The sequence below is a fragment of the Streptomyces roseofulvus genome (assembly GCF_039534915.1).
Classification (GTDB): domain Bacteria; phylum Actinomycetota; class Actinomycetes; order Streptomycetales; family Streptomycetaceae; genus Streptomyces; species Streptomyces roseofulvus.
The window spans coordinates 6,559,669-6,579,952 of the sequence record NZ_BAAAWE010000001.1 but is presented as its reverse complement, the minus strand read 5'-3'; the positions used below and the strand labels follow the sequence as shown (position 1 = coordinate 6,579,952).

Annotated in this window: 23 protein-coding genes; 12 read left to right on the top strand and 11 right to left on the bottom strand. The window is 73.8% G+C overall.

Features of this window, described 5'->3' with window-relative positions; genetic code table 11:
- Nucleotides 1-40 precede the first annotated feature (40 nt).
- From ABFY03_RS30350 to ABFY03_RS30340, 3 genes are read right to left on the bottom strand one after another with little or no spacing between them, the layout of a single operon-like run.
- Nucleotides 41-1,255, bottom strand: a complete 1,215-nt coding sequence (locus ABFY03_RS30350) for an acetyl-CoA C-acetyltransferase (RefSeq protein WP_319013246.1) — start codon at nt 1,253-1,255, stop codon at nt 41-43.
- 48 nt (nt 1,256-1,303) lie between these two features.
- Complete coding sequence (locus ABFY03_RS30345; RefSeq protein ID WP_346171298.1) at nt 1,304-2,455, bottom strand: acyl-CoA dehydrogenase family protein; 1,152 nt, start codon at nt 2,453-2,455, stop codon at nt 1,304-1,306.
- Nucleotides 2,452-3,630 carry a CaiB/BaiF CoA transferase family protein gene (locus tag ABFY03_RS30340; protein ID WP_346171297.1) on the bottom strand — a complete coding sequence of 393 codons (1,179 nt, stop codon included), beginning with the start codon at nt 3,628-3,630 and terminating at the stop codon, nt 2,452-2,454. Before ABFY03_RS30340 ends, ABFY03_RS30345 begins: the two co-directional genes overlap by 4 nt.
- A gap of 166 nt (nt 3,631-3,796) precedes the next feature.
- Between ABFY03_RS30340 and ABFY03_RS30335 the strand changes: the two genes are divergently transcribed.
- Complete coding sequence (locus tag ABFY03_RS30335) at nt 3,797-5,002, top strand: saccharopine dehydrogenase family protein (protein ID WP_346171296.1); 1,206 nt, start codon at nt 3,797-3,799, stop codon at nt 5,000-5,002.
- A 24-nt stretch (nt 5,003-5,026) separates the two neighbouring features.
- Here the strand turns inward: ABFY03_RS30335 and ABFY03_RS30330 are convergent, their stop codons facing one another.
- From ABFY03_RS30330 to ABFY03_RS30315, 4 genes are all read right to left on the bottom strand, one after another.
- A complete protein-coding gene (locus tag ABFY03_RS30330) occupies nt 5,027-5,458 on the bottom strand; it encodes a RidA family protein (protein WP_319013250.1) in 432 nt (143 codons plus the stop codon).
- 59 nt (nt 5,459-5,517) lie between these two features.
- A complete protein-coding gene (locus tag ABFY03_RS30325; RefSeq protein ID WP_319013251.1) occupies nt 5,518-5,904 on the bottom strand; it encodes a VOC family protein in 387 nt (128 codons plus the stop codon).
- Nucleotides 5,901-6,041, bottom strand: a complete 141-nt coding sequence (gene mmpA / locus ABFY03_RS30320; RefSeq protein ID WP_319013252.1) for a morphogenic membrane protein MmpA — start codon at nt 6,039-6,041, stop codon at nt 5,901-5,903. Before mmpA ends, ABFY03_RS30325 begins: the two co-directional genes overlap by 4 nt.
- Before the next feature lie 73 nt (nt 6,042-6,114).
- Complete coding sequence (locus ABFY03_RS30315) at nt 6,115-6,807, bottom strand: endonuclease V (RefSeq protein WP_319013253.1); 693 nt, start codon at nt 6,805-6,807, stop codon at nt 6,115-6,117.
- Nucleotides 6,808-6,866: 59 nt separating this feature from the next.
- Here ABFY03_RS30315 and ABFY03_RS30310 point away from each other — a divergent pair, with 59 nt between their 5' ends.
- Both ABFY03_RS30310 and ABFY03_RS30305 read left to right on the top strand, forming a co-directional pair.
- Nucleotides 6,867-7,427, top strand: coding sequence for an SMI1/KNR4 family protein (locus ABFY03_RS30310; RefSeq protein ID WP_346171295.1), 561 nt, complete (start codon nt 6,867-6,869; stop codon nt 7,425-7,427).
- 35 nt (nt 7,428-7,462) lie between these two features.
- On the top strand, nt 7,463-7,762 hold the full coding sequence (locus ABFY03_RS30305; protein ID WP_319013255.1) for a YciI family protein: 300 nt from the start codon (nt 7,463-7,465) through the stop codon (nt 7,760-7,762).
- Between the two features lie 9 nt (nt 7,763-7,771).
- Here the strand turns inward: ABFY03_RS30305 and ABFY03_RS30300 are convergent, their stop codons facing one another.
- Entirely contained in the window at nt 7,772-8,848 is a 1,077-nt protein-coding gene (locus ABFY03_RS30300; protein ID WP_346172327.1) for a WD40/YVTN/BNR-like repeat-containing protein, read from the bottom strand.
- Between the two features lie 138 nt (nt 8,849-8,986).
- Between ABFY03_RS30300 and ABFY03_RS30295 the strand changes: the two genes are divergently transcribed.
- From ABFY03_RS30295 to ABFY03_RS30285, 3 genes are all read left to right on the top strand, one after another.
- Nucleotides 8,987-9,508 carry a (4Fe-4S)-binding protein gene (locus ABFY03_RS30295; RefSeq protein ID WP_346171294.1) on the top strand — a complete coding sequence of 174 codons (522 nt, stop codon included), beginning with the start codon at nt 8,987-8,989 and terminating at the stop codon, nt 9,506-9,508.
- A gap of 117 nt (nt 9,509-9,625) precedes the next feature.
- Nucleotides 9,626-10,042, top strand: coding sequence for a spore wall synthesis regulator SsgD (gene ssgD, locus ABFY03_RS30290; protein ID WP_319013257.1), 417 nt, complete (start codon nt 9,626-9,628; stop codon nt 10,040-10,042).
- Between the two features lie 309 nt (nt 10,043-10,351).
- Nucleotides 10,352-11,998 carry an ABC-F family ATP-binding cassette domain-containing protein gene (locus ABFY03_RS30285; RefSeq protein WP_319013258.1) on the top strand — a complete coding sequence of 549 codons (1,647 nt, stop codon included), beginning with the start codon at nt 10,352-10,354 and terminating at the stop codon, nt 11,996-11,998.
- Here ABFY03_RS30285 and ABFY03_RS30280 read toward each other — a convergent pair.
- Nucleotides 11,984-12,460, bottom strand: coding sequence for an ATP-binding protein (locus ABFY03_RS30280; RefSeq protein WP_319013259.1), 477 nt, complete (start codon nt 12,458-12,460; stop codon nt 11,984-11,986). The two genes, ABFY03_RS30285 and ABFY03_RS30280, sit on opposite strands and share 15 nt — an antisense overlap.
- A 192-nt stretch (nt 12,461-12,652) precedes the next feature.
- Between ABFY03_RS30280 and ABFY03_RS30275 the strand changes: the two genes are divergently transcribed.
- The 3 genes from ABFY03_RS30275 (at nt 12,653) to ABFY03_RS30265 (ending at nt 14,941) form a co-directional block, all read left to right on the top strand.
- Complete coding sequence (locus ABFY03_RS30275; RefSeq protein WP_346171293.1) at nt 12,653-13,498, top strand: helix-turn-helix domain-containing protein; 846 nt, start codon at nt 12,653-12,655, stop codon at nt 13,496-13,498.
- Nucleotides 13,499-13,510: 12 nt separating this feature from the next.
- A complete protein-coding gene (locus tag ABFY03_RS30270) occupies nt 13,511-13,759 on the top strand; it encodes a hypothetical protein (protein ID WP_319013261.1) in 249 nt (82 codons plus the stop codon).
- 207 nt (nt 13,760-13,966) lie between these two features.
- The gene (locus ABFY03_RS30265) at nt 13,967-14,941 is read left to right on the top strand and encodes an acyl-ACP desaturase (RefSeq protein ID WP_319013262.1); all 975 of its coding nucleotides are present in this window, start codon (nt 13,967-13,969) and stop codon (nt 14,939-14,941) included.
- A gap of 37 nt (nt 14,942-14,978) precedes the next feature.
- Here the strand turns inward: ABFY03_RS30265 and ABFY03_RS30260 are convergent, their stop codons facing one another.
- Complete coding sequence (locus tag ABFY03_RS30260; protein WP_319013263.1) at nt 14,979-15,251, bottom strand: WhiB family transcriptional regulator; 273 nt, start codon at nt 15,249-15,251, stop codon at nt 14,979-14,981.
- Nucleotides 15,252-15,296: 45 nt separating this feature from the next.
- Nucleotides 15,297-16,349, bottom strand: coding sequence for a non-homologous end-joining DNA ligase (ligD, locus tag ABFY03_RS30255; RefSeq protein WP_319013264.1), 1,053 nt, complete (start codon nt 16,347-16,349; stop codon nt 15,297-15,299).
- Between the two features lie 52 nt (nt 16,350-16,401).
- Here ligD and ABFY03_RS30250 point away from each other — a divergent pair, with 52 nt between their 5' ends.
- The 3 genes from ABFY03_RS30250 to ABFY03_RS30240 all read left to right on the top strand — a co-directional run bounded on the left by ABFY03_RS30250 (nt 16,402) and on the right by ABFY03_RS30240 (nt 20,231).
- Nucleotides 16,402-17,460, top strand: a complete 1,059-nt coding sequence (locus tag ABFY03_RS30250; RefSeq protein ID WP_346171292.1) for an ATP-dependent DNA ligase — start codon at nt 16,402-16,404, stop codon at nt 17,458-17,460.
- A 356-nt stretch (nt 17,461-17,816) separates the two neighbouring features.
- The gene (locus tag ABFY03_RS30245) at nt 17,817-18,065 is read left to right on the top strand and encodes a hypothetical protein (RefSeq protein WP_373307825.1); all 249 of its coding nucleotides are present in this window, start codon (nt 17,817-17,819) and stop codon (nt 18,063-18,065) included.
- A 63-nt stretch (nt 18,066-18,128) separates the two neighbouring features.
- Nucleotides 18,129-20,231, top strand: coding sequence for an MDR family MFS transporter (locus tag ABFY03_RS30240; protein WP_319013266.1), 2,103 nt, complete (start codon nt 18,129-18,131; stop codon nt 20,229-20,231).
- The last annotated feature ends 53 nt before the right edge of the window (nt 20,232-20,284 follow it).

The following is a 20,284-nucleotide window of genomic DNA, read 5'->3' as shown; positions in this document are numbered from 1 at the left end:
GACTGATGCTTCTCCGGTAAGAGGGGTGCGGACGGGGAGGTCAGACGCGCTCGACGATGGTGGCGATGCCCATGCCGCCGCCGACGCAGAGGGTGGCGAGGCCGTAGCGCTTGTCCTGGCGCTCCAGCTCGTCGACGAGGGTGCCGAGGATGATGCCGCCGGTGGCGCCGAGCGGGTGGCCGAGCGCGATCGCGCCGCCGTTGACGTTGACCTTGTCCAGGGAGACGCCCATGTCCTTGACGAAGCGCAGGACGACCGCGGCGAACGCCTCGTTGATCTCGATGAGGTCGATGTCGTCGATGGTGAGGCCGGCCTTGGCGAGCGCCTTGCGGGCGGCCGGGGCGGGGCCGGTGAGCATGATGGTGGGCTCGGATCCGGAGACGGCCGCCGCGACGATCCGGGCGCGCGGCGTCAGCCCGTACCGCTCGCCGACCTCCCGGGAGCCGACGGCGAGGAGGGAGGCGCCGTCGACGATGCCGGAGGAGTTGCCGGCGTGGTGGACGTGGTCGATCTCCTCGACCCAGTGGTACTTCTGCAGCGCGACCGCGTCGAAGCCGCCGAGCTCGCCGATGTCCTTGAAGGACGGCTTGAGCTTGGCGAGGGAGTCGGCGGTGGTGCCGGGGCGCATGAACTCGTCGTGGTCGAGGACGGTGAGCCCGGCCCGGTCGACGACGGGGACGACGGAGCGGGCGAAGCGGCCCTCCTTCCAGGCGGTCGCGGCGCGCTCCTGGGAGAGGGCGGCGTACTCGTCGACGTCGCGCCGGGTGAAGCCCTCGATGGTGGCGATGAGGTCGGCGCCGATGCCCTGCGGGACGAAGTTGGTCTCCAGGTTGGTCATCGGGTCGGCGAACCAGGCGCCGCCGTCGGACGCCATCGGCACCCGGGACATCGACTCGACGCCGCCGGCGAGGACGAGGTCCTCCCAGCCGGAGCGGACCTTCATGGCGGCCATGTTCACGGCTTCGAGACCGGAGGCGCAGAAGCGGTTCTCCTGGACGCCGGCGACGGTGTCGGGGAGGCCGGCGGCGATGCCGGCGATCCGGGCGATGTCGGAGCCCTGGTCGCCGACCGGGCCGACGACGCCGAGGACGATGTCGTCGATCGCCGCCGGGTCCAGGCTCGGGTTGCGGCGCTGGATCTCGCGGATCAGGCCGGTGACGAGGTCGATGGGCTTGGTGCCGTGCAGGGAGCCGGTGGCCTTGCCGCGTCCGCGCGGGGTGCGGATCGCGTCGTACACGTACGCTTCGGTGCTCACGGGAAGCCTTTCGCGGTGAGGGTTTCTCAGGAGGGGTCGGGCGGGGACTCAGCCGAGGAGGGAGCGGCCGATGATCTCCTTCATGATCTCCGTCGTGCCGCCGTAGATGGTCTGGATGCGGCCGTCGGTGAAGGCGCGGGCGACCGGGAATTCGCTCATGTAGCCGTATCCGCCGTGCAGTTGCAGACAGCGGTCGGCCACCCGCTTCTGGAGCTCGGTCGCCCACCACTTGGCCATGGAGGCGTGGACGGGGTCGAGGCCGAGGCCCGTGGGGTCGGCGTGCTCCTCGATGCACCGGTCCACGAACGCCCGGGTGACGGCGCACTCGGTGGCCATCTCCGCGATCTCGAACCGCACGTGCTGGAGCTTGGCGAGCGGCCTGCCGAAGGCCTCGCGCTCCTTGACGTAGGCCGTGGTCAGCTCCAGCAGGTGCTCGGCGCCGGCGATCCCGGCGACCGCGATGGCCAGGCGCTCCTGGGCCAGGTTGGTCATCAGGTGGACGAAGGCGCCGTTGAGCTCGCCCAGCAGGTTCTCCTTGGGGACGCGGACGTCCGTGAAGAAGAGTTCGGCGGTGTCCTGGGACTTCTGGCCGATCTTGTCGAGGTTGCGGCCGCGCTCGAAGCCCTCCGTGCCGCGCTCGACGACGAGGAGGGAGAGGCCGTGCGCGCCGCCCTCGGGGGTGGTCCTCGCGACGACGATCACCAGGTCGGCGAGGATGCCGTTGGAGATGAAGGTCTTGGAGCCGTTGAGGACCCAGTGGTCGCCGCGGTCCTCGGCGGTGGTGCGGATGCCCTGGAGATCGGAGCCGGCGCCCGGCTCGGTCATCGCGATGGCGGTGATCAGCTCCCCGGAGCAGAAGCCGGGCAGCCAGCGCCGCTTCTGCTCGTCGGTGGCGAGCTTGGTGAGGTACGGGCCGATGATGTCGTTGTGCAGGCCGATGGCGAGGCCCGGGGCGGCCGCCCGGGTGAACTCCTCGGCGAGGACGGAGGCGTACCGGAAGTCGGAGTTGCCCCCGCCGCCGTACTCCTCCTCGACGGCGATGCCGAGGAGGCCCTGCCGGCCGGCGGCGCGCCAGGCCTCGCGGGAGACGATGCCGTCCTTCTCCCACTGCGCGTAGTGCGGCAGCACCTCCTTCTCCAGGAAGGTGCGGACGACCGCCCGGAAGGCTTCGTGGTCCTCGGTGTAGAGCGTGCGCTTCATGCGGTCTTCGACTCCTGGGTGTGCGGGGCGTCCTGCGGGCACAGGGCGGGGACGGCCCAGTCGCGGGCGACCTCGGCGGTGTCGGCGCCGGGCAGGGCGGGGCCGGTACGGAGGGTGCCGGGGGTGGCGGAGAAACGGGGCGCGGGCGCGGGCTGGACGAGTCCGCCGTGCTCGGCGAAGGTGGCCCGGGCCGCGAGGTGCGGGTGGCCGGGGGCCTCGCGGAGCGAGAGGACGGGGGCGACGCAGGCGTCGGAGCCCTCGAAGACCTCGGTCCACTCGGCGCGGGTACGGCTCCGGAAGCGGGCGGCGACGGCCTCGCGCAGCTCGGGCCAGCGGGCGAGGTCGCGCCGGAGGGCGGTGGCGTCGACGCCGGCCTCCGGCAGGCCGAGCAGCCGGGCGAACGCGTCGTAGAAGCGTTCCTCCAGGGCGCCGACCGCCATGTGGCCGCCGTCGGAGGTCGCGTACACCCCGTAGAAGGGGCAGCCGCCGTCGAGGAGGTTCACCCCGCGCCGGTCCTGCCAGCCGCCGGCCAGGAGCATGGCGTGGATCATGGTGGTGAGGTGGGCGGTGCCGTCCACGATGGCGGCGTCGACGATCTGGCCCTCGCCGTGCGTCCGCGCGTGCTGGAGGGCGGCGAGGACGCCGACGACGAGGTAGAGCGAGCCGCCCGCGTAGTCGCCGAGCAGATTGGCCGGGATGCTCGGGGGGCCGTCCGGGTCGGGGCCGACGAGGCCGAGGGCGCCGGTGACGGCGATGTAGCCGATGTCGTGTCCTGCGGTGGGGGCGAGCGGACCGTCCTGGCCCCAGCCGGTCATCCGCCCGTAGACGAGCCGGGGGTTGCGGGCGAGGCACTCGCCGGGCCCGACGCCGAGGCGTTCGGCGACGCCGGGCCGGTACCCCTCGATCAGCACGTCGGCGCGTTCGACGAGGTCGAGGACGGTCGCGGGGCCGTCCGGGGCCTTGAGGTCGACGAGGACCGAGCGCTTGTTGCGGTTGGTGAGGTCCTTGGCCGGGTCGACGCCGAGGCCGGGGCCGCCGGGCCGGTCGACGCGGACGACGTCGGCTCCGAGGTCGGCGAGGAGCATGGCGGCGAAGGGGCCGGGGCCGATGCCGGCGAGCTCCACGACCCGGACCCCGGCGAGCGGACCGGTCCGCTCGGTCTGCCTCGTGCTCATCGAGCCCCCAGAGTGTGTGACACCAATGATGTAACACCGGAGATGCTAGGAACGTGTTCCACTCGGCACAAGCCCCCCGGCCGAGCAAGCGCTTGGAAATTCGACGGGGCGGGCGGGTCCGCTATCCTCCGCCGACGACATCGCCGAGGGACGGGAGTGGGGCTCGATGGAGACAGGGGCGGGCGCGGGGCGGGACCCCGGCGGACGGCGGTACGACGTGGTCCTGTTCGGGGCGACCGGGTTCGTGGGCGAGCTCACCGCGGAGTACCTGGCCGAGCACGCCCCCGCCGAGTGCCGCTGGGCCCTCGCCGGACGCTCGGCCGCCCGGCTGGCGGCGCTGCGGGACCGGCTCGCCGCCGGCCGGCCGCACCTCGCCGGGCTGCCCCTGCTGACCGCCGATTCCGGCGACCCCGCCTCGCTGCGCGCGCTCGCGGAGTCGGCGCGGGTGGTGGCCTCCACCGTCGGCCCCTACGTCTGGTACGGCGAGGGCCTGGTCGCCGCCTGCGCGGACGCCGGCACCGACTACCTCGACCTGACCGGCGAGTCCGAGTTCGTCGACCTCATGTACGTCCGCCACGACGCCCGCGCCCGGGAGACCGGCGCCCGGCTCGTGCACGCCTGCGGCTTCGACTCGGTCCCGCACGACCTCGGGGTGCTCTTCACGGTGGAGCAGCTGCCGGAGGGCGTACCGCTGCGCGTCGACGGCTTCGTCCGGGCCGGCGCCGTCTTCTCCGGCGGCACCTTCGCCTCCGCGCTCACCGCCTTCGGCCGCGGCCGGGAGATCCTGCGGGCCGCCCACGAGCGCCGGCTGCACGCGCCGCGGCTGGTGGGCCGGCGGGCCCGCGCGCCGCTGGGCGCCCCCCGGTTCAGCACCGAGACGGGCACCTGGGCGCTGCCGCTGCCCACCCTGGACCCGCAGGTGGTGGCCCGGTCGGCGGCCGCGCTCGCACGGTACGGCCCGGACTTCCGCTACCGCCACTACGCCTCGGTGAAGACCCTGCCGATGGCGCTCGGCGGCACGGCGGCGATCGGCGCGGCCGTCACGGCGGCCCAACTGCCGCCCGTGCGACGCTGGCTGATGGACCGTTACGCGGCGGGCTCCGGACCGTCGGCCGAGCGGCGCGCCCGCAGCTGGTTCACGGTCCGGTTCGTCGGCGAGGGCGGCGGGCGGCGGGTCCTCACCGAGGTGTCGGGCGGCGATCCCGGCTACGACGAGACGGCGAAGATGCTCGCCGAGGCGGCGCTCTGCCTCGCCCTGGACCCGCTGCCGGAGACGGCGGGCCAGGTCACGACGGCGGTGGCGATGGGCGACGCGCTCATCACCCGGCTGCGGTCCGCGGGCCTGCGCTTCCGGGTGGCGCACCGGGGGTAGCGGCGGCCCGGTGCCACGGCCGGTTCACCAGCCGATCATGTCGGGGGCGCTGTGGTCGACGACGACGGCGTCGACCTCGATCTCGACCAGCCACGCCGGGTCGATGAACCGGGACACCTCCATGAAGGTGCAGGCGGGCCGGACGGCGGCGAACCGCTCGCCGTGGGCGCGGGCCGCCTCGCGCCAGGCGGTGGCGTCGGTGAGCAGGACACGGGTGCGGACGACGTCCTCCAGGCGGGCGCCCGCCTCGCGGAGGGCCGCCTCGGCGATGTCGAGACAGCGCACGGTCTGGGCGTAGACATCGCCGGGCGCGGTGGTGGTGCCGTCGGGCGCGATCGGCGCGGTGCCGGCGACGGAGACGTACGGGCCGTGCCGTACGGCGCGGGAGAAGCCGATCTCCGGTTCGAGCGGGGAGCCGGAGGAGACGAGTCGTCGCGGTGTGGTGTGCAGGTCCATCCCGTCTTCCTTCCCCTGGTGCGCCCCGGTCGAATCCGGTGCGGCGAAGGGTCCGGGGCTCAGTCCCCCATGAGCCGGAACGGGTGCCCGGCCGGATCGGCGTACACCCGCCAGAGCGGCCCGGCGGCGTCCTCGCCTCCCCCGCCCTCGCCGAGGGGCACGGCTCCGAGGGCGAGCACCGTCTCGTGGGCGGCGGCCGGGTCCGGGACCCGGACGTCGAGGAGGACCTGCTGCTCGGGGGCGCCCCAGACGGGCGGCCGGTGGTCGGCGACGTCCTGGAAGGCGAGGACCGGCCCGTGGGCGTCGCGGAGCACGGCGGAGCCCGCTCCGACGGCGAGCCCGGGGTCGGGCGCGGTGATCTCGCCGCCCAGCATCTCGCGGTAGAACCGGGCGAGTTCGCGGGAGTCGGGGCAGTCGAGGACGACGCACCGCAGCCGCCCGGTCATCCGGTGGTCCAGTCGGCGAGCACGTACAGGATGGCGCAGGTCCAGGCGAGCGCGGAGAGCGCGGCGACGGCGAGGACGACGGGCATCGCGCGGCCCGTGGAGCGGCGGCGGGAGTGCGTGGTGACGGGGGTTGTCATGGAGGCCACTGTGCCGCGGGGGTCTGACAACGGGCATCCGTACGGGTACTCAGACGCGCCTGGTACGCGGACGCTACGCGGCCCGGGCCTCCTGGAGGGCGCGTCGGCAGAGCGCGTCGGCGTGCCGGGTCGTCTCGGGGATCCGGTAGCGCGGGGTGAGCGCGAGGGTGTGCGCGCAGGCGTTGTCGAGGGAGATCCGGTGGCCGACGGAGACGAAGACGGGCTTGACCCCGCTCCGGGTCCGCAGCGCCCGTCCGACCTCCTCGCCGTCGGCGCGCAGCGGCGCGAAGTCGCCGCGGTCCGGGCCGGGTCGGTCGTAGGCGAAGGTGAACGGGTTCTTGGCGACGCCGATCGCGGGCCGCCCGGTGAGGACGCCGAGGTGGGAGGCGAGCCCGAACCGGCGCGGATGGGCGAGGCCGTAGCCGTCGCAGACGAGGAGGCCGGGGTCGGCGGCGAGGGCGTCGAGGGCGGCCAGCACGGTGGGGATCTCGCGGAAGGCGAGGAGCCCGGGGACGTAAGGGAAGGAGACCCGTCCCACGGCGGTCGCCCGCTCCACGACCTCGAGGGTCCCGGCGTCCAGGACCACGGCCGCGGCGGCGACGAGGTCACGCTCGTCGTCGTACGCGACGTCGAGCCCGGTGACGTGCCCCTCGCCCGCCGCCGGCCCCTCCTCGTCCAGCACGAGCCGTTCCCGCAGCTCGCGCTGGACGTCCAGCGCCGTCTCCTCGTCGGCGGGCCAGCCCGCCGGAACCCCGGTGATCCCCATGCGGCCACCCTACGGCGGCGGCCGGTTCCGGTGTCGGCGCGGTGCGCTGGCGTCCCCGCATGACCGCGATCGACGCTCTCGTACGCCTCTGCCCGCCGCCCGCCGAGCCGCCGCCCGCCGTGGACTGGGCGGGGACGGAGCGCGCGCTCGGGGTGCCGCTCCCGGCCGACTACAAGCGGCTGGTCGAGACGTACGGGCCCGGGGTCTTCGACGAGACGGTGTGGCTGCTGACGCCGGACGCCGGACGCGCCCACCGCGACCTGGTCGCGCAGACCGCCGAACGGACCGAGATCCTGGAGTCGTTGCGGGAGTGGGAGGCCGACGAGTGGCCGGCGGAGCTGTCGGAGCCGGGGGCGCGGTTGGTGCCGTGGGCGTTCGAGGAGGGCTCGGGGGCGTTCCTGTACTGGCTGGTGCGGCCCGAGGCGCACCCCGACGACTGGCCCGTCCTCTACAACGAGGGCCGCGGCCCGCTCTGGGAACGGCACGGGCCGGGGTGCGCCGCCTTTCTGCTGGGGGTGCTCACGGGCACGGTGGAGACCTCGTACTTCGGTTACCTGTACGAGGTGCTGAAGCCGACCGAGCACCGCTTCGAGCAGCCCACCGTGGCGGCGGACGACTGATCGTCGGGGCGGTCCCCGCCGGTAGCCTTGCACGCATGTTCGTACTCGAATTGACCTACACGGCGCCCGTCGAGCGGGCGGACGCCCTCATGGACGCGCACATCGCCTGGCTGGACGAGCAGTACGCCGCCGGGGTGTTCCTCGCGTCGGGGCGGAAGAACCCGCGGGACGGCGGGGTGATCCTGGCGGCCGGGGTCGACCGGGCCGCGATCGAGCGGATCGCGGCGGCCGACCCCTTCAGCGCCGAGGGCGTGTGCGCGTACCGGATCACCGAGTTCTACGCGTCGAAGACCGTCGAGGCCCTGGCCGGCTACCGCGAGCAGCCGCCGGCCTGACGCGGGGCCTCAGGGGCGCGCGAGGACGGCGATCCGGCCCTTCTCGCCCGAGGCCCAGCAGCCGCCGTCCGGGGTGCAGTCGACGGTGTCGTACGAGCCGGTGTCCACGGTCCGCCAGGTGCGCCCGCCGTCGCGGGTGAGGTCGGTGCCGGTGGGCCCGACGGCGAGGGCGGCGCTCCGGGAGTGCGGGAGCCAGGCGACGCCGGAGCGGTAGGCGGGCGGGGGCGTGCCGGCCGGGGTCCAGGTGCGGCCGCCGTCGGCGGTGACGGCGGCGGCCTGCGGCGACGGCCGGCCGGTGCGGTAGTCGCCGCCGACGGCGAGGCCGTGGTGGCGGTCGCGGAAGGCGAGCGCGAAGACGCCCCTGGCCGGGTCGCCGGCCGGGACCGGGCTGTCGGTGACGGTCCAGGTGCGGCCCCGGTCGGCCGAGTGGAAGACGCGGGCGGTGGCGGCGCCGCCGGTCGCGAACCAGACGTCCTGCCCGCCGCTCCCCGCCGTGACCAGGCACTGGCCGCTCGCGGCGAAGCCGGCCTCGCCGGGCAGGGCGGCGGGCATGCCGGCGTCCGGCAGGACCTCCCAGCTGCGGCCGCCGTCGCGGGTGGAGAGCACCCGGAACCGGCCGTCGACGGGGTCGCTGAGGGCGAGGCCGTGGCGGCGGTCGAGGAAGGTCACGCAGTCGTAGAAGGCGCGCGGATCGGTGTTGCGGAAGGTCTCGGTCCAGGTGGCGCCGCCGTCCTCGGTGCGCAGCAGCCGGGACGCCTCGCCCTCGCCGATGGCGAGGACGACGGCCCGGCGGGCGTCGAACGCCTCGACGTCGCGGAGCTCCAGGTCCTCGGCGCCGGCGGGCGAGACGTCGCGCCAGGTGCGGCCCGCGTCGGTGGTGCGCAGGACGGTGCCCCGGGAGCCGGCGGCCCAGGCGGTGTGCCGGTCCACCGCGGCGAGACCGCGGAAGCGGACCTCGGTGCCGGTGGGGGTGAGCCGCCAGCCGTCCGCGGAGGCGGCGGTCGCGGGGGCCGCGGGGGTCTCCCCGGCCCGCGCGGGGGCCGCGAGGGACAGCGCCAGCGCCGCCCCCACCAGTCCCGCCGTCATCGTGCGTCGCGCCGTTCGCATCTTTCGCACAGGTGTCATGGCGCCGGAAGCTAGCGGCGGCCGCCGGGCCCCGTCCAGAGGGCGTCCGGTCCGGTCCGCCGGAGTGCGGGGCGCGGCGGGCGTTCCTAGGCTGGGCGCATGACCGAGGGAACAGCGGACGCGCCGCCGGGGACGCCGGGGACGCCGGAGGCCCCGATCGTCGGGAAGCCGCGGCTGAAGGAGTACGACGGCGAGGGCATCACCGTCACGTTCGAGCCGCGCCGCTGCCTGCACGCGGCCGAGTGCGTCCACGGTCTGCCCGAGGTCTTCGACCTGTCCCGGCGCCCGTGGGTGCTGCCGGACGCGGCCGTGCCGGAGCGGGTGGCCGAGGTGATCCGGCGCTGCCCCTCGGGGGCGCTCCAGTACCGGCCGGCGGCGGGCGGCGCGGCGGAGGAGCCGGACGCGCCGACCCGCGTGCGCCGGAACCCGTCGGGTCAGCTGGTGGTCCGGGGCGATCTGCTGGTCGCCGGCGAGCAGGGGGTGCGGCGCGAGACCCGGGTGCTGCTGTGCGGCTGCGGGGCGTCGGGGAACCAGCCGTACTGCGACCACTCGGGGCCCTGCGCGGAGCCCGGCGACGACGTGGCCGAGGAGCGCCAGGAGCCTTCCGGTACGGCGCGGTGACGCACCTCACGTAGGGGTCCGGTGCACGTTCCGGCGGTTCCGCTCGTCTTGACGGGTGTCAGGTGCCCTGGTGTCGGGGAGACGCACAGGATCGCAACCGCGCGAGAGGAGTTCGCCGTGTCCGCCGTGATCGAGCAGCCCGTCCAGGCCCGTCTGGTCGCTTCCGCGCCCCGGATGGAGACCGTCCCCGCCACCCTGCGCTACGACCGTGAGGACCCGTACGCCGTCAGCATGGCCTTCCCGCCGCCGGCCACCCTGGAGGGCGTCGAGGTCTCCTGGGCCTTCGCCCGGGAGCTGCTGGCCCAGGGGGTCGAGCGGCCCGCCGGCGACGGGGACGTACGGCTCCGCCCGTACGGCTACGACCGCACCGTGGTGGAGTTCCACGCCCCGGAGGGCGTGGCGATGGTCCACGTGCGCACCTCGGAGCTGCGCCGCTTCCTGGAACGCTCGCAGCACCTGGTGCCGGCGGGGCGCGAGCACCAGTACCTGGACTGGGACCGGGACCTGGCGGCGCTCCTGGGCGACGTGCCCTGAGCGGTCCGCTCCGGACGATCCCTCCGGAGCGCTCCGCACCCGAGCCGTCCGCCCGGGACGGTCCGCCGAAAACCGGTTGTCCCTCCGCTCGCCGGGTCCTACCGTCGGTGAGGTCAGATCGCCTCCCGATCGGAGAAGGAACGTTGTACCTCTGAGGTCCCGAGACACCGTGCCGCGCGCGTGCCCCGTGCCGTGCGTGCCGTTCTCGACCTCGGTGGACGAGCCGTTCCCCACGCTGCCCGCGCCCCGGTGTCTCACGCGTCGCACCACGCCCACGCTCGAACCGTGCTCGCGGCACCGGAGGCCCTCGTGTCACATCACCCTGTCTTCCTCTCCACCACCTCGCTCTCCTTCTCCTGGCCGGACGGCACCGAGGTCTTCGACGACCTCAAGGTGACCGTCGGCCCCGGCCGCACCGGTCTGGTCGGGTCGAACGGCTCGGGGAAGTCCACCCTGCTCAGGCTCCTCGCCGGGGAGCTCACCCCCACCGCCGGCTCCGTACGGACGGCCGGCGAGATCGGCCACCTCCCGCAGAACCTGGTCCTGGACACCGGCCGGCGGGTCGACGAGATCCTCGGCGTCGACCGGAAGCGGGCCGCGCTGCACGCCGTCGAGGCGGGCGACACGGCCGAGGAGCACTTCGCCGTCATCGGCGACGACTGGGACGTGGAGGAGCGGGCGCTGGCCACGCTCGACCGGCTCGGTCTCGGCTCGATCGGCCTGGACCGCACGGTCGGCGAGGTGTCCGGCGGTGAGTCGGTGCTGCTGCGGCTCGCCGCGCTGCTGCTCGCCCGGCCGGATGTGCTGCTGCTCGACGAACCCACCAACAACCTTGACCTGTACGCCCGTTCGCGGCTGTACGAGACGGTGGAGAGCTGGTCCGGGGTGCTGGTGGTGGTCAGCCACGACCGGGAGCTCCTGGAGCGGGTCGACCAGATCGCCGACCTCCACGAGGGCGGGGTGAGCTGGTACGGCGGCCCCTGGTCGGCGTACGAGGAGGCGCTCGCGGCCGAACAGGAGGCGGCCGAGCGGATGGTGCGGGTCGCCGAGGCGGACGTGCAGCGGCAGCGGCGCGAACTGGCCGACGCCGGAATGAAGTTGGCACGCCGCAGGCGGTACGCGCAGAAGAGCTTCGAGAACAAGGTCGTGCCGAAGGTGGTGGCCCACACCCGGCGGGGTCAGGCGCAGGTCTCGGCGGGCAAGCACCGCAACCTGCACGCGGAGCGGCTGGCGGAGGCGCGGGAGCGGCTCGACGTGGCGGCGGAGGCGGTGCGGGAGGAGGACGAGATCCGGGTCGAGCTGCCGCGCACCTCGGTGCCGCCGGGCCGCGAGGTGCTGCGGATCAGGGACCTGGAGCTGCGGTACGGGGCGCGGGTCGACGGCGGGTTCGAGCTGCGGGGCCCGGAGCGGATCGCGCTGGTGGGCCGGAACGGGGCCGGCAAGACCACGCTGCTGCGGACGGTCGCCGGGGAGCTGGAACCCGTGTCGGGCGAGGTGGAGACGCTGGTGCCGCTCCGTTTCCTGCCCCAGCGGCTCGACGTCCTCGACGACGGGCTGAGCATCGTGGAGAACGTGGCCCGGTTCGCGCCCGCGGCGTCGGGGAACGAGATCAGGGCCCGGCTCGCGCGGTTCCTGTTCCGGGGCGCCCGGGCGGACCAGCCGGTGGGCGCTCTGTCAGGTGGGGAGCGGTTCCGGGCGACGCTGGCGGCGCTGCTGCTCGCGGAGCCCGCTCCGCAGCTGTTGCTGCTGGACGAGCCGACGAACAGTCTGGACATGGCGTCGGTGCGGAAGCTGACGGCGGCGCTTCGCGCGTACGAGGGGGCGCTGGTCGTGGCCAGTCACGACCTGACATTCCTGGAGTCGCTGGGTCTCACGCGCCGGCTGCTCCTCGACGGCCGTCTGCGGCCGACGTCGGCGGAGGAGCTCCGGGCGGGGTCGGTGTCAGAAGTGCAGTAACGCCCAGGACTTGGTGCCGCCGTCCGGTGTGAGGGCGGGGGCGAGCCCCCAGTCCCCGCCGTGTTCCTCGACCGCCGCGGCCAGCAGCCACATGCTGCGGCTGCGGCGGTCGCGGCACTGTTCGGCGGCGTCCGGCCTACGGTGGAGCGGATGCTGGTCGTAGACCACGATCCGCAGCGCGTCGTACTGCCAGCGGACGCGCAGCGCCATCTCCCGGTCGGGGGTGAACCGGTAGGCGGCGGCGACGAGTTCGGAGGCGGCGAGGGCGGCGGTCTCGCACAGTACGGCGAGTCCGTGGCGGGTGAGGAGGCCGCGGACGGCCTCGCGGGCGAGGCCCGCGCAGTAGGCGCCGCCGGGGAGCAGCATCGAGTAGCTGAGGTTCTCCGCGGCGGGGGGTATGGGCCCGGCGGCCGTGACGGCGGCCGGAAGGCAACGCAGGGCGCCCTTCATCGGATTGCTCACATTTCCTGTACAGGGGGGTGCTCTGCACACGGTCACGGTCGCCCCGTGTGAGACTTGCGCTACCGACCGTAGCGCAGAAGCGGAGCACGGTGCTACTACTTGCGGGTAGTGGCGCCGTTTCCGGACAGAGGCCGAACGGCGGCGCGGGAGCGGGGCGGCAGGGGGCCGCCCGGCAGGACGAGGGAGATCGACGTGCCACCCAGGAGCAGCCCCACCGCGCGCCAGCAGCGGCTCGGCGCCGAACTGCGCAAGCTGCGCGAGCAGTCGGGGATGTCGGCCCAGCAGGCCGCCGCCCTCCTGGGCGTCGACCGCACCCGCATCCCGAACATCGAGTCCGGCCGCTTCGGCATCAGCCCCGAGCGGGTGCGGACCCTGGCCTTCAACTACGGCTGCCCCGACACCGCCCTGGTGGACCTGCTCGCCGCCATGGCCCAGGAGCGCGACCGCGGCTGGTGGGAGGAGCACCGTGGGCTGCTCCCGCCCGCCCTCCTCGACATCGCCGAACTGGAGTACCACGCCGCCGAGTTGTCGACCGCGGTGACCACCCACATCCCCGGCCTGCTGCAGACCGAGGAACAGGCGCGGGCGGTCTTCGACACCGCCGTGCCGCCGCTGCCGGGACCGGACCTGGAGGCCCGGCTCGCGCTGCGGCTGCGCCGCCAGGAGACCCTGGACCGGCCGGTGCCGTACGAGGCCGTGATCCACGAGGCGGCGCTGCGCATGCAGTTCGGCGGCCCGAAGGTCGCCCGGGCCCAGCTGGAGCACATCCTGGAGCAGTCCGAGCGGCCCACCGTCACCGTGCGGGTCATCCCCTTCGCCGCCGGGGGTTTCCCCGGGGCCGGACAGTCGTTCAGCTATGTGTCCGCACCCGTGCCGCAGCTCGACACCGTCCAGCTCGACTCCTCGCACGGCTCGATCCTCCTCGACGCCGACATGAAGCTGCGCCGGTACCGGGGCCTGCTGGAACGGCTGCGCGGACTCGCCCTGTCCACCGCCGACTCCCGCGCGTTCATCCGCTCGACAGCCCAGGACCTGTGAAGGACCCGCACCATGCCCGACACCCTGCCCGACACCGTGAACCTCACACCGTCCGCCCCGTCCGTCCCCGCCGGCGCGATCGCCTGGGGCGACGCCTTCTGCAGCGAGGGGGCGAACTGCTTCCGCTTCGGCCTCGACGACGCCGGCCGCGCCTACATCGGCTCGACCCTCGCCCCCGGCGAGTACGTCAGCGACTCCGTCGAGGCGCTCCGCGCGCTGATCTCCGCGGTCAAGTCCGGGGCCGCCGACCATCTGCTCTGAGTAGCCGATCAGTTGTTCACGGGTGACCGCCCCGGACGTGACCTGCATCTCTTTTGAGGGGTCCGAGCTGGGCACATAACGGAACGTAACCGGACAAGGGTCGAGCGGGGCTTGGTCGCCGCCTTACGGGGCCTTAACCTACGGAGTCGTAACCTACGAAGCCGTAGGTATTCCCGTTCGCCCTCCTCTCCGTCCCCAGGAGTCCCCGTGACGCTCACCTCTCCCCACCTCGGCAGCTCGGCAGGGTGGACCGACGCGCGCTTGCTGTACGCGCTGGAAGAGGTGGTGGAGAAGGAGCTCAACCGGCACCTGAAGGTCGTCAAGGACTGGATGCCGCACGAGTACGTGCCGTGGTCGGACGGCCGGAACTTCCCGGGCTTCTTCGAGGACGGCGAGGCGTGGGACCCGGCCCAGTCCAAGGTCACGGACATAGGGAAGATCGCGCTCGTGGTCAACCTCCTCACCGAGGACAACCTGCCGAGCTACCACCACGAGATCGCCAGCCTCTTCGGCCGTGACGGCGCCTGGGGCACCTGGGTGCACCGCTGGACCGCGGAGGAGGGCCGGCACGGCATCGTCATGCGCGACTACCTGCTCGCCTCCCGCGCCGTCGACCCGGACAAGCTGGAGCAGTTCCGGATGTCGCACATGAGCGAGGGCTTCGAGTCGGACAACCGCCACTCGATGCTGCACTCGGTGGCGTACGTGGCCTTCCAGGAGCTCGCCACCCGCATCTCGCACCGCAACACCGGCCACCAGTCCGGCGACCCCGTCTGCGACCGGATGCTCGCCCGCATCGCGCTCGACGAGAACCTGCACATGATCTTCTACCGCAACCTGCTGAAGGCCGCCCTGGAGATCGCCCCCGACCTCTCCATGCAGGCCGTCCGCGACGTGGTGGTCAACTTCCGGATGCCCGGCCACGGCATGCCCGGCTTCGAGCGGGCCGCCGCGCAGATGGCGATCGGCGAGATCTACAACATGCGCATCCACCACGACGACGTGCTGGAGCCGGTGCTCCGCCACCTGAAGGTCCTCGACATCACGGGCCTCGGCCCGGACGGGCTGCGCGCCCAGGAGGAGCTGGGTCTCTTCATGAACGGCCTCGACGCGGAGGCCGCGAAGTTCGACGCGAAGCTCGCCGCCCGCAAGGCCCGGATGGCCTCGCGCGCCGCGGGCTGAGCCCCGCCCACTCCCCCGCGCACTCCCCGGGAGCGGTTCAGGAGCGCTGCGTGCGCCGCAGCCTGAGCCGCTCCTTCTCGGAGAGCCCGCCCCACACCCCGAACCGCTCGTCGTGCGCGAGCGCGTACTCCAGGCAGGCGACGCGCCCCTCGCAGGCGCCGCAGAGCTGCTTGGCCTCGCGGGTCGAGGAGCCGGGGGCCGGGAAGAAGAACTCGGGCCCGGCCTGGGCGCACAGCGCGTCCTCGCGCCAGGCGAGGTCGGCGGCGGGGCGGGGGGCCGGGAAGGTCAGGACGTCGGTGTCGGTCTGCATGGCTCCACCCTGACGCGGGACGCTAAACACACCGTCAACGTCCGATCAATGCGGCTCGTCGGGCGCGTCCCGTCCGTTCTCCGCCGGCTTCTTGGCCCGGCTCGGCTGGACCCGTTTCGGCTCGCCGGGCATCTTCGGGTACTCGGGCGGATAGGGCAGGTCCCCGAGGTCGTGGTCGGCCTCGTCGCGCCGGGCCAGTTCGAGCAGCGGCTCCAGGTCGAAGCGCTCGTCGTCCATGTCCGCGTGCACGTCGCCGAGCTCGGCGTACCGGGCCGGCATGGTGCGGATGTCGAAGTCCTCCGGCACCGCGTCGTCGACCTCCTCCCAGCGCAGCGGGGCGGAGACGGGGGCGTGCGGCTTCGGGCGGACCGAGTAGGCGGAGGCGATCGTGCGGTCCCGGGCCGTCTGGTTGTAGTCGACGAAGATCCGCTCGCCGCGCTCCTCCTTCCACCACTTCATGGTGACGCGGTCGGGCATCCGCCGCTCCAGCTCGCGCCCGACGGCGATGGCCGCCCGCCGGACCTGGACGAAGGTCCAGTCGGGGCGGATCGGGACGAAGACGTGCAGGCCGCGTCCGCCGGAGGTCTTGGGCCAGCCGCGCAGCCCGTACTCGGCGAGGACGGCCCGCAGCTCGTGGGCGGCGCGGACGGCGTCGGCGTAGTCGGTACCGGGCTGCGGGTCGAGGTCGAGGCGGAGCTCGTCCGGGTGGTCGGTGTCCCCGCGCCGGACCGGCCAGGGGTGGAAGGTGACGGCGCCGAGGTTGGCGGCCCAGACCACGGCGGCCGGCTCGGTGGGGCAGAGCTCGTCGGCGGACCGGCCGCTGGGAAAGGTGATGTGCGCGGTGGGGATCCAGTCGGGGAGGTACTTGGGGGCCCGCTTCTGGAAGAAGGACTCCCCCGTCACCCCGTCGGGGTAGCGCTCCAGGGTGGTGGGCCGGTCCCGCAGGGCGCGGGTGACGCCCTCGCCGACGGCCAGGTAGTAGCGCACCATGTCGAGCTTGGTGTAGCCGGGCTCCGGGAAGTAGATCTTGTCCGGGTTGGAGACGCGGACGGTGCGCCCGCCGGCCTCCACCTCCACCGCTGCCGTCTTGCCTGCCATGGGCGCTACCCTAGGGCTCGCCGACACAAGGCGCATACCGGACAATCGACCCATGGATCTGCCGGTGATGCCGCCCGTGAAGCCGATGCTCGCCAAGTCCGTGAAGAAGATCCCGCCCGGCATGCAGTACGAGGCCAAGTGGGACGGCTTCCGGGCCGTCGTCCACCGCGACGGCCCCGAGCTGGTCATCGGCAGCCGTACCGGCAAGCCCCTCACCCGGTACTTCCCCGAGCTCGTCGAGGCGCTGCGGGAGCGGCTGCCGGAGCGATGCGTGGTGGACGGCGAGATCGTCATCGAGCACGGCGGGCGGCTCGACTTCGACCGGCTGAGCGAGCGGATCCACCCGGCGGAGTCCCGGGTCAGGATGCTCGCCGAGACGACCCCGGCCCGCTTCGTCGCCTTCGACCTGCTCGCCCTCGGCGACGACGCCCTCCTCGACACCCCGCTCGCCGAGCGCCGCGAGGCCCTGGAGCGGACGCTCGACGGCACCACCGCCCCGCTCCACCTGGCCCCCGCCACCCGGGACCCGGAGCTGGCCGCCCGCTGGTTCGACCAGTACGAGGGGGCCGGGCTGGACGGCGTGATCGCCAAGCCGCTCGACCTGCCCTACCGGCCGGACGCCCGGCTGATGTACAAGATCAAGCACGAGCGGACCGCCGACGTCGTCGTGGCCGGGTACCGCTTCCACAAGAGCGGCCCCGTCGTCGGCTCGCTCCTCCTCGGCCTCTACGACGACCGGGGCGCCCTCCAGCACGTCGGCGTCTGCGCCGCCTTCACCGCCCGGCGCCGGGCCGAGCTGGTCGAGGAGCTGGAGCCGCTGCGGATGGACCCGCCCGACGGACACCCGTGGGCCGCCTGGGCCGAGGAGGCCGCGCACGAGGGCGCCCGGCTGCCGGGCGCGCCCAGCCGCTGGTCGGGCAAGAAGGACCTGTCGTGGGTGGCGCTGCGGCCGGAGCGGGTCTGCGAGGTCGGCTACGACCACATGGAGGGCGACCGCTTCCGGCACACCGCGCAGTTCAAGCGCTGGCGCCCGGACCGCGCCCCGGAGTCCTGCGGGTACGGACAGCTCGACGAACCCGTCTCGTACGACCTGTCGGACGTGCTGAGCTGACGATCCTCCCGACCGGGACGCCTCCGCGCCACGTGATTTCCTTCACACCACGAGCGCCGTCCGGGGGCTTGCGCCGCGCCCGCCCGGCCCCGCCGCCGGGCGCCGGCGACCGCGCCGCGCGGAGCCCGCTCGGAAGGCCCGGCCGCCGCCGTGCCCCGTACCTGCGGGAACGCCCGCGCGCGCGATCACCCGCGCCGACGGGTGCCCGGCGGGTGCGCCCGCGCACTCCGGGCGGGTCGGGCGCCCCCGTCGCACACCGGCGCCGGAGCCGTACCGGAACCGCTCCCGCCATCCGGTACGTATGGAGGTGAGAGCCCTTCCCGTCCGCCCCCACGAGCCGCTAGGACTGACCCGTGATCGCCTCGCCCTCCCCCCTCGTCCCCGTCCCGATCCCCGACCGCGTGGCCGCCCTCATCGGCTCCTGCCTGCCCGCGCACGTCCTCCAGGCGGAGATCGAGGCGGACTGCGCGGCGCGCGAGGTCTACCGCTTCCGCGGGCCGCTCTGCGCGGAGGACCGGGCCGACCGTGAGCACGCCCTGGCCGCTCTCGCCCGCGCCAACAAGATCCTGGCCAAGCACCACCCGACGCTGCCGGTACGCCCCTGACGGCTTCGCCCGATCGGCCGCACCCCGCGCGCAACGGCGGCGGCACGGTGTGACGCTGCGAGGGTGACCACGACCAGCGACGCCGCACCCGCGGCCCCCGCCGCGCCCGCACCGCCCGTGCTCGACGGCCGCCGCCGCAACATCGTGTTCGGCACGATCATGCTCGGCGTGCTCCTGGCCGCGCTGGACCAGACCATCGTGGGCACCGCCCTGCCCACGATCGTCTCGGACCTCGGGGGCGCCGCCCACATGTCGTGGGTCGTCACCTCCTATCTCCTCGCCGAGACCGTGGCGACGGTCCTGGTCGGCAAGTTCGGCGACCTCTTCGGCCGCAAGGTGATCTTCCAGATCTCGGCCGTCGTCTTCATCACCGGCTCCTTCCTCTGCGGCCTCGCCACCAACATGACGCTGCTGATCGTCTGGCGCGGCCTCCAGGGCGTCGGCGCCGGCGGTCTCATGGTCACCTCGATGGCGCTGATCGCCGATGTGATCCCGCTGCGCGAACGCGGCAAGTACCAGGGCGCGATCGGCGCCGTGTTCGGCGTCTCGACGGTCATCGGGCCACTGCTCGGCGGCCTGTTCACCGACCACGCCAGCTGGCGCTGGGCGTTCTACGTGAACGTGCCGATCGCCGTCCTCGTCGTCATCGCCGCCGCCCGGACGATCCCCTCGGTCCGCTCGGCGAGCCGGCCGGTCATCGACTACCTCGGCATCGCGCTGGTCGCGGTCGGCTCCAGCGCCCTGATCCTGGCGACCAGTTGGGGCGGGAACGAGTACGCCTGGGGCTCCGGCGTCATCATCGGGCTCTTCGCCGGCGGTCTGGTCGCCCTCGGCCTGTTCTGCTGGGTGGAGTCCCGGGCGGCCGAACCCATGCTGCCCATGCGGCTGTTCCGCAACCCCGTCTTCACCGTCTGCTCCGTCCTGAGCTTCGTCGTCGGCTTCGCGATGCTCGGCGCGATGACCTTCCTGCCGACCTACCTCCAGTACGTGGACGGGGATTCGGCGACGGTCTCCGGCATCCGGACGCTGCCGATGGTCGTCGGCCTGCTCATCGCCTCGATCTACAGCGGCAACGTGGTCAGCAAGACCGGGCACTACCGGATCTTCCCCATCGTCGGCTGCGCGGTGATGGGCCTCGGGCTCTTCCTGCTGTCGCTGATGGACCAGAACACCGGCGCCTGGCTGGAATCGCTGTACATGTTCGTGCTCGGCGTCGGCATCGGCCTGTGCATGCAGGTGCTCACCATCGCCGTGCAGAACACCGTCGACTACGCCGACCTGGGCACCGCCACCTCCGGCGTCACCTTCTTCCGCACCCTGGGCAGCTCCTTCGGCACCGCCGTCTTCGGCACGATCTACACCAACGCCCTCAAGCCCAACCTCACCACCGGGATCGCCGAGGCGTCCGTTCTCGCCGGGCCCGTCGGCATCGATCCGGGGACCGTCGCGCGGGCCGCGCTGAGCCCGCAGGGGCTGCACGCCTTGCCCGGCGGCATCGCCGAACCGATCGTCCGGGCCTACGCCGACACCCTGCACACCGTCTTCCTGTGGACCGTGCCGGTCGCCGTCGTCGGCTTCGTCGTCGCCCTCTTCCTCCGGCAGGTCACGCTGCGCGACACGGTCCGGGAGGCCGCCCCCGACATGGGCGAGGGCTTCGCCTCGCCGACGAGCAGCGGCGACTCGGCCAAGCTCCTCGAACTCTCCGTCGGACGGCTGCTGCGCCGGATGGACATGGACACCGCCCGCCGGATCGTGGCGGGTTCCGACACCCGCCTCGACACGGCCGGCGCCTGGGCGGTCATGCAGGTGGAGCTGTACACCCGGACGGTCGGCCACGCGAGCCTCGGGCTGATCGCGGCGAGCCGGCGGCTGCCGCCCGAGGTCCTCCTCCCCGCCTTCGACCGGATGGTCGACGAGGGCTTCCTCACCCGGCACGGCAACCTCCTCTCGCACACGCCGGCCGGCGCCCGCGAGGCCGAGGTCATCACCCGGGCCTGGGGCGACTGGCTCTCCGCCCGCCTGGAGCAGGAGCGCGGCCGCCCCAGCGGCCCCGAACTCCGCGCCGCCGTCGACGCCATCGCGAAGAAGGCCGTGGCGGAGGACCTCTCCACCGGCCTCCCCGCGGACCGCCGGGACGACCGGGCGGCGGTCGCCGCGCGCGGCTGAGGCCCCGGCCGAAAAGCGCTGGCAGGAGCGGGGCCGGGGGCACGACGATCGGC

Coding starts and splice junctions, on each gene's coding strand:
- ABFY03_RS30325 (WP_319013251.1), bottom strand. CDS start 5,904: ATGACCGGGCGGCTGCGGTGCGTCGTCCTCGACTGCCCCGACTCCCGC.
- ABFY03_RS30300 (WP_346172327.1), bottom strand. CDS start 8,848: ATGACGGCGGGACTGGTGGGGGCGGCGCTGGCGCTGTCCCTCGCGGCC.
- ABFY03_RS30260 (WP_319013263.1), bottom strand. CDS start 15,251: ATGCAGACCGACACCGACGTCCTGACCTTCCCGGCCCCCCGCCCCGCC.
- mmpA (WP_319013252.1), bottom strand. CDS start 6,041: ATGACAACCCCCGTCACCACGCACTCCCGCCGCCGCTCCACGGGCCGC.
- ABFY03_RS30340 (WP_346171297.1), bottom strand. CDS start 3,630: ATGAGCACGAGGCAGACCGAGCGGACCGGTCCGCTCGCCGGGGTCCGG.
- ligD (WP_319013264.1), bottom strand. CDS start 16,349: ATGGCAGGCAAGACGGCAGCGGTGGAGGTGGAGGCCGGCGGGCGCACC.
- ABFY03_RS30315 (WP_319013253.1), bottom strand. CDS start 6,807: ATGGGGATCACCGGGGTTCCGGCGGGCTGGCCCGCCGACGAGGAGACG.
- ABFY03_RS30250 (WP_346171292.1), top strand. CDS start 16,402: ATGGATCTGCCGGTGATGCCGCCCGTGAAGCCGATGCTCGCCAAGTCC.
- ABFY03_RS30345 (WP_346171298.1), bottom strand. CDS start 2,455: ATGAAGCGCACGCTCTACACCGAGGACCACGAAGCCTTCCGGGCGGTC.
- ABFY03_RS30295 (WP_346171294.1), top strand. CDS start 8,987: ATGACCGAGGGAACAGCGGACGCGCCGCCGGGGACGCCGGGGACGCCG.
- ABFY03_RS30335 (WP_346171296.1), top strand. CDS start 3,797: ATGGAGACAGGGGCGGGCGCGGGGCGGGACCCCGGCGGACGGCGGTAC.
- ABFY03_RS30310 (WP_346171295.1), top strand. CDS start 6,867: ATGACCGCGATCGACGCTCTCGTACGCCTCTGCCCGCCGCCCGCCGAG.
- ABFY03_RS30305 (WP_319013255.1), top strand. CDS start 7,463: ATGTTCGTACTCGAATTGACCTACACGGCGCCCGTCGAGCGGGCGGAC.
- ABFY03_RS30270 (WP_319013261.1), top strand. CDS start 13,511: ATGCCCGACACCCTGCCCGACACCGTGAACCTCACACCGTCCGCCCCG.
- ABFY03_RS30330 (WP_319013250.1), bottom strand. CDS start 5,458: ATGGACCTGCACACCACACCGCGACGACTCGTCTCCTCCGGCTCCCCG.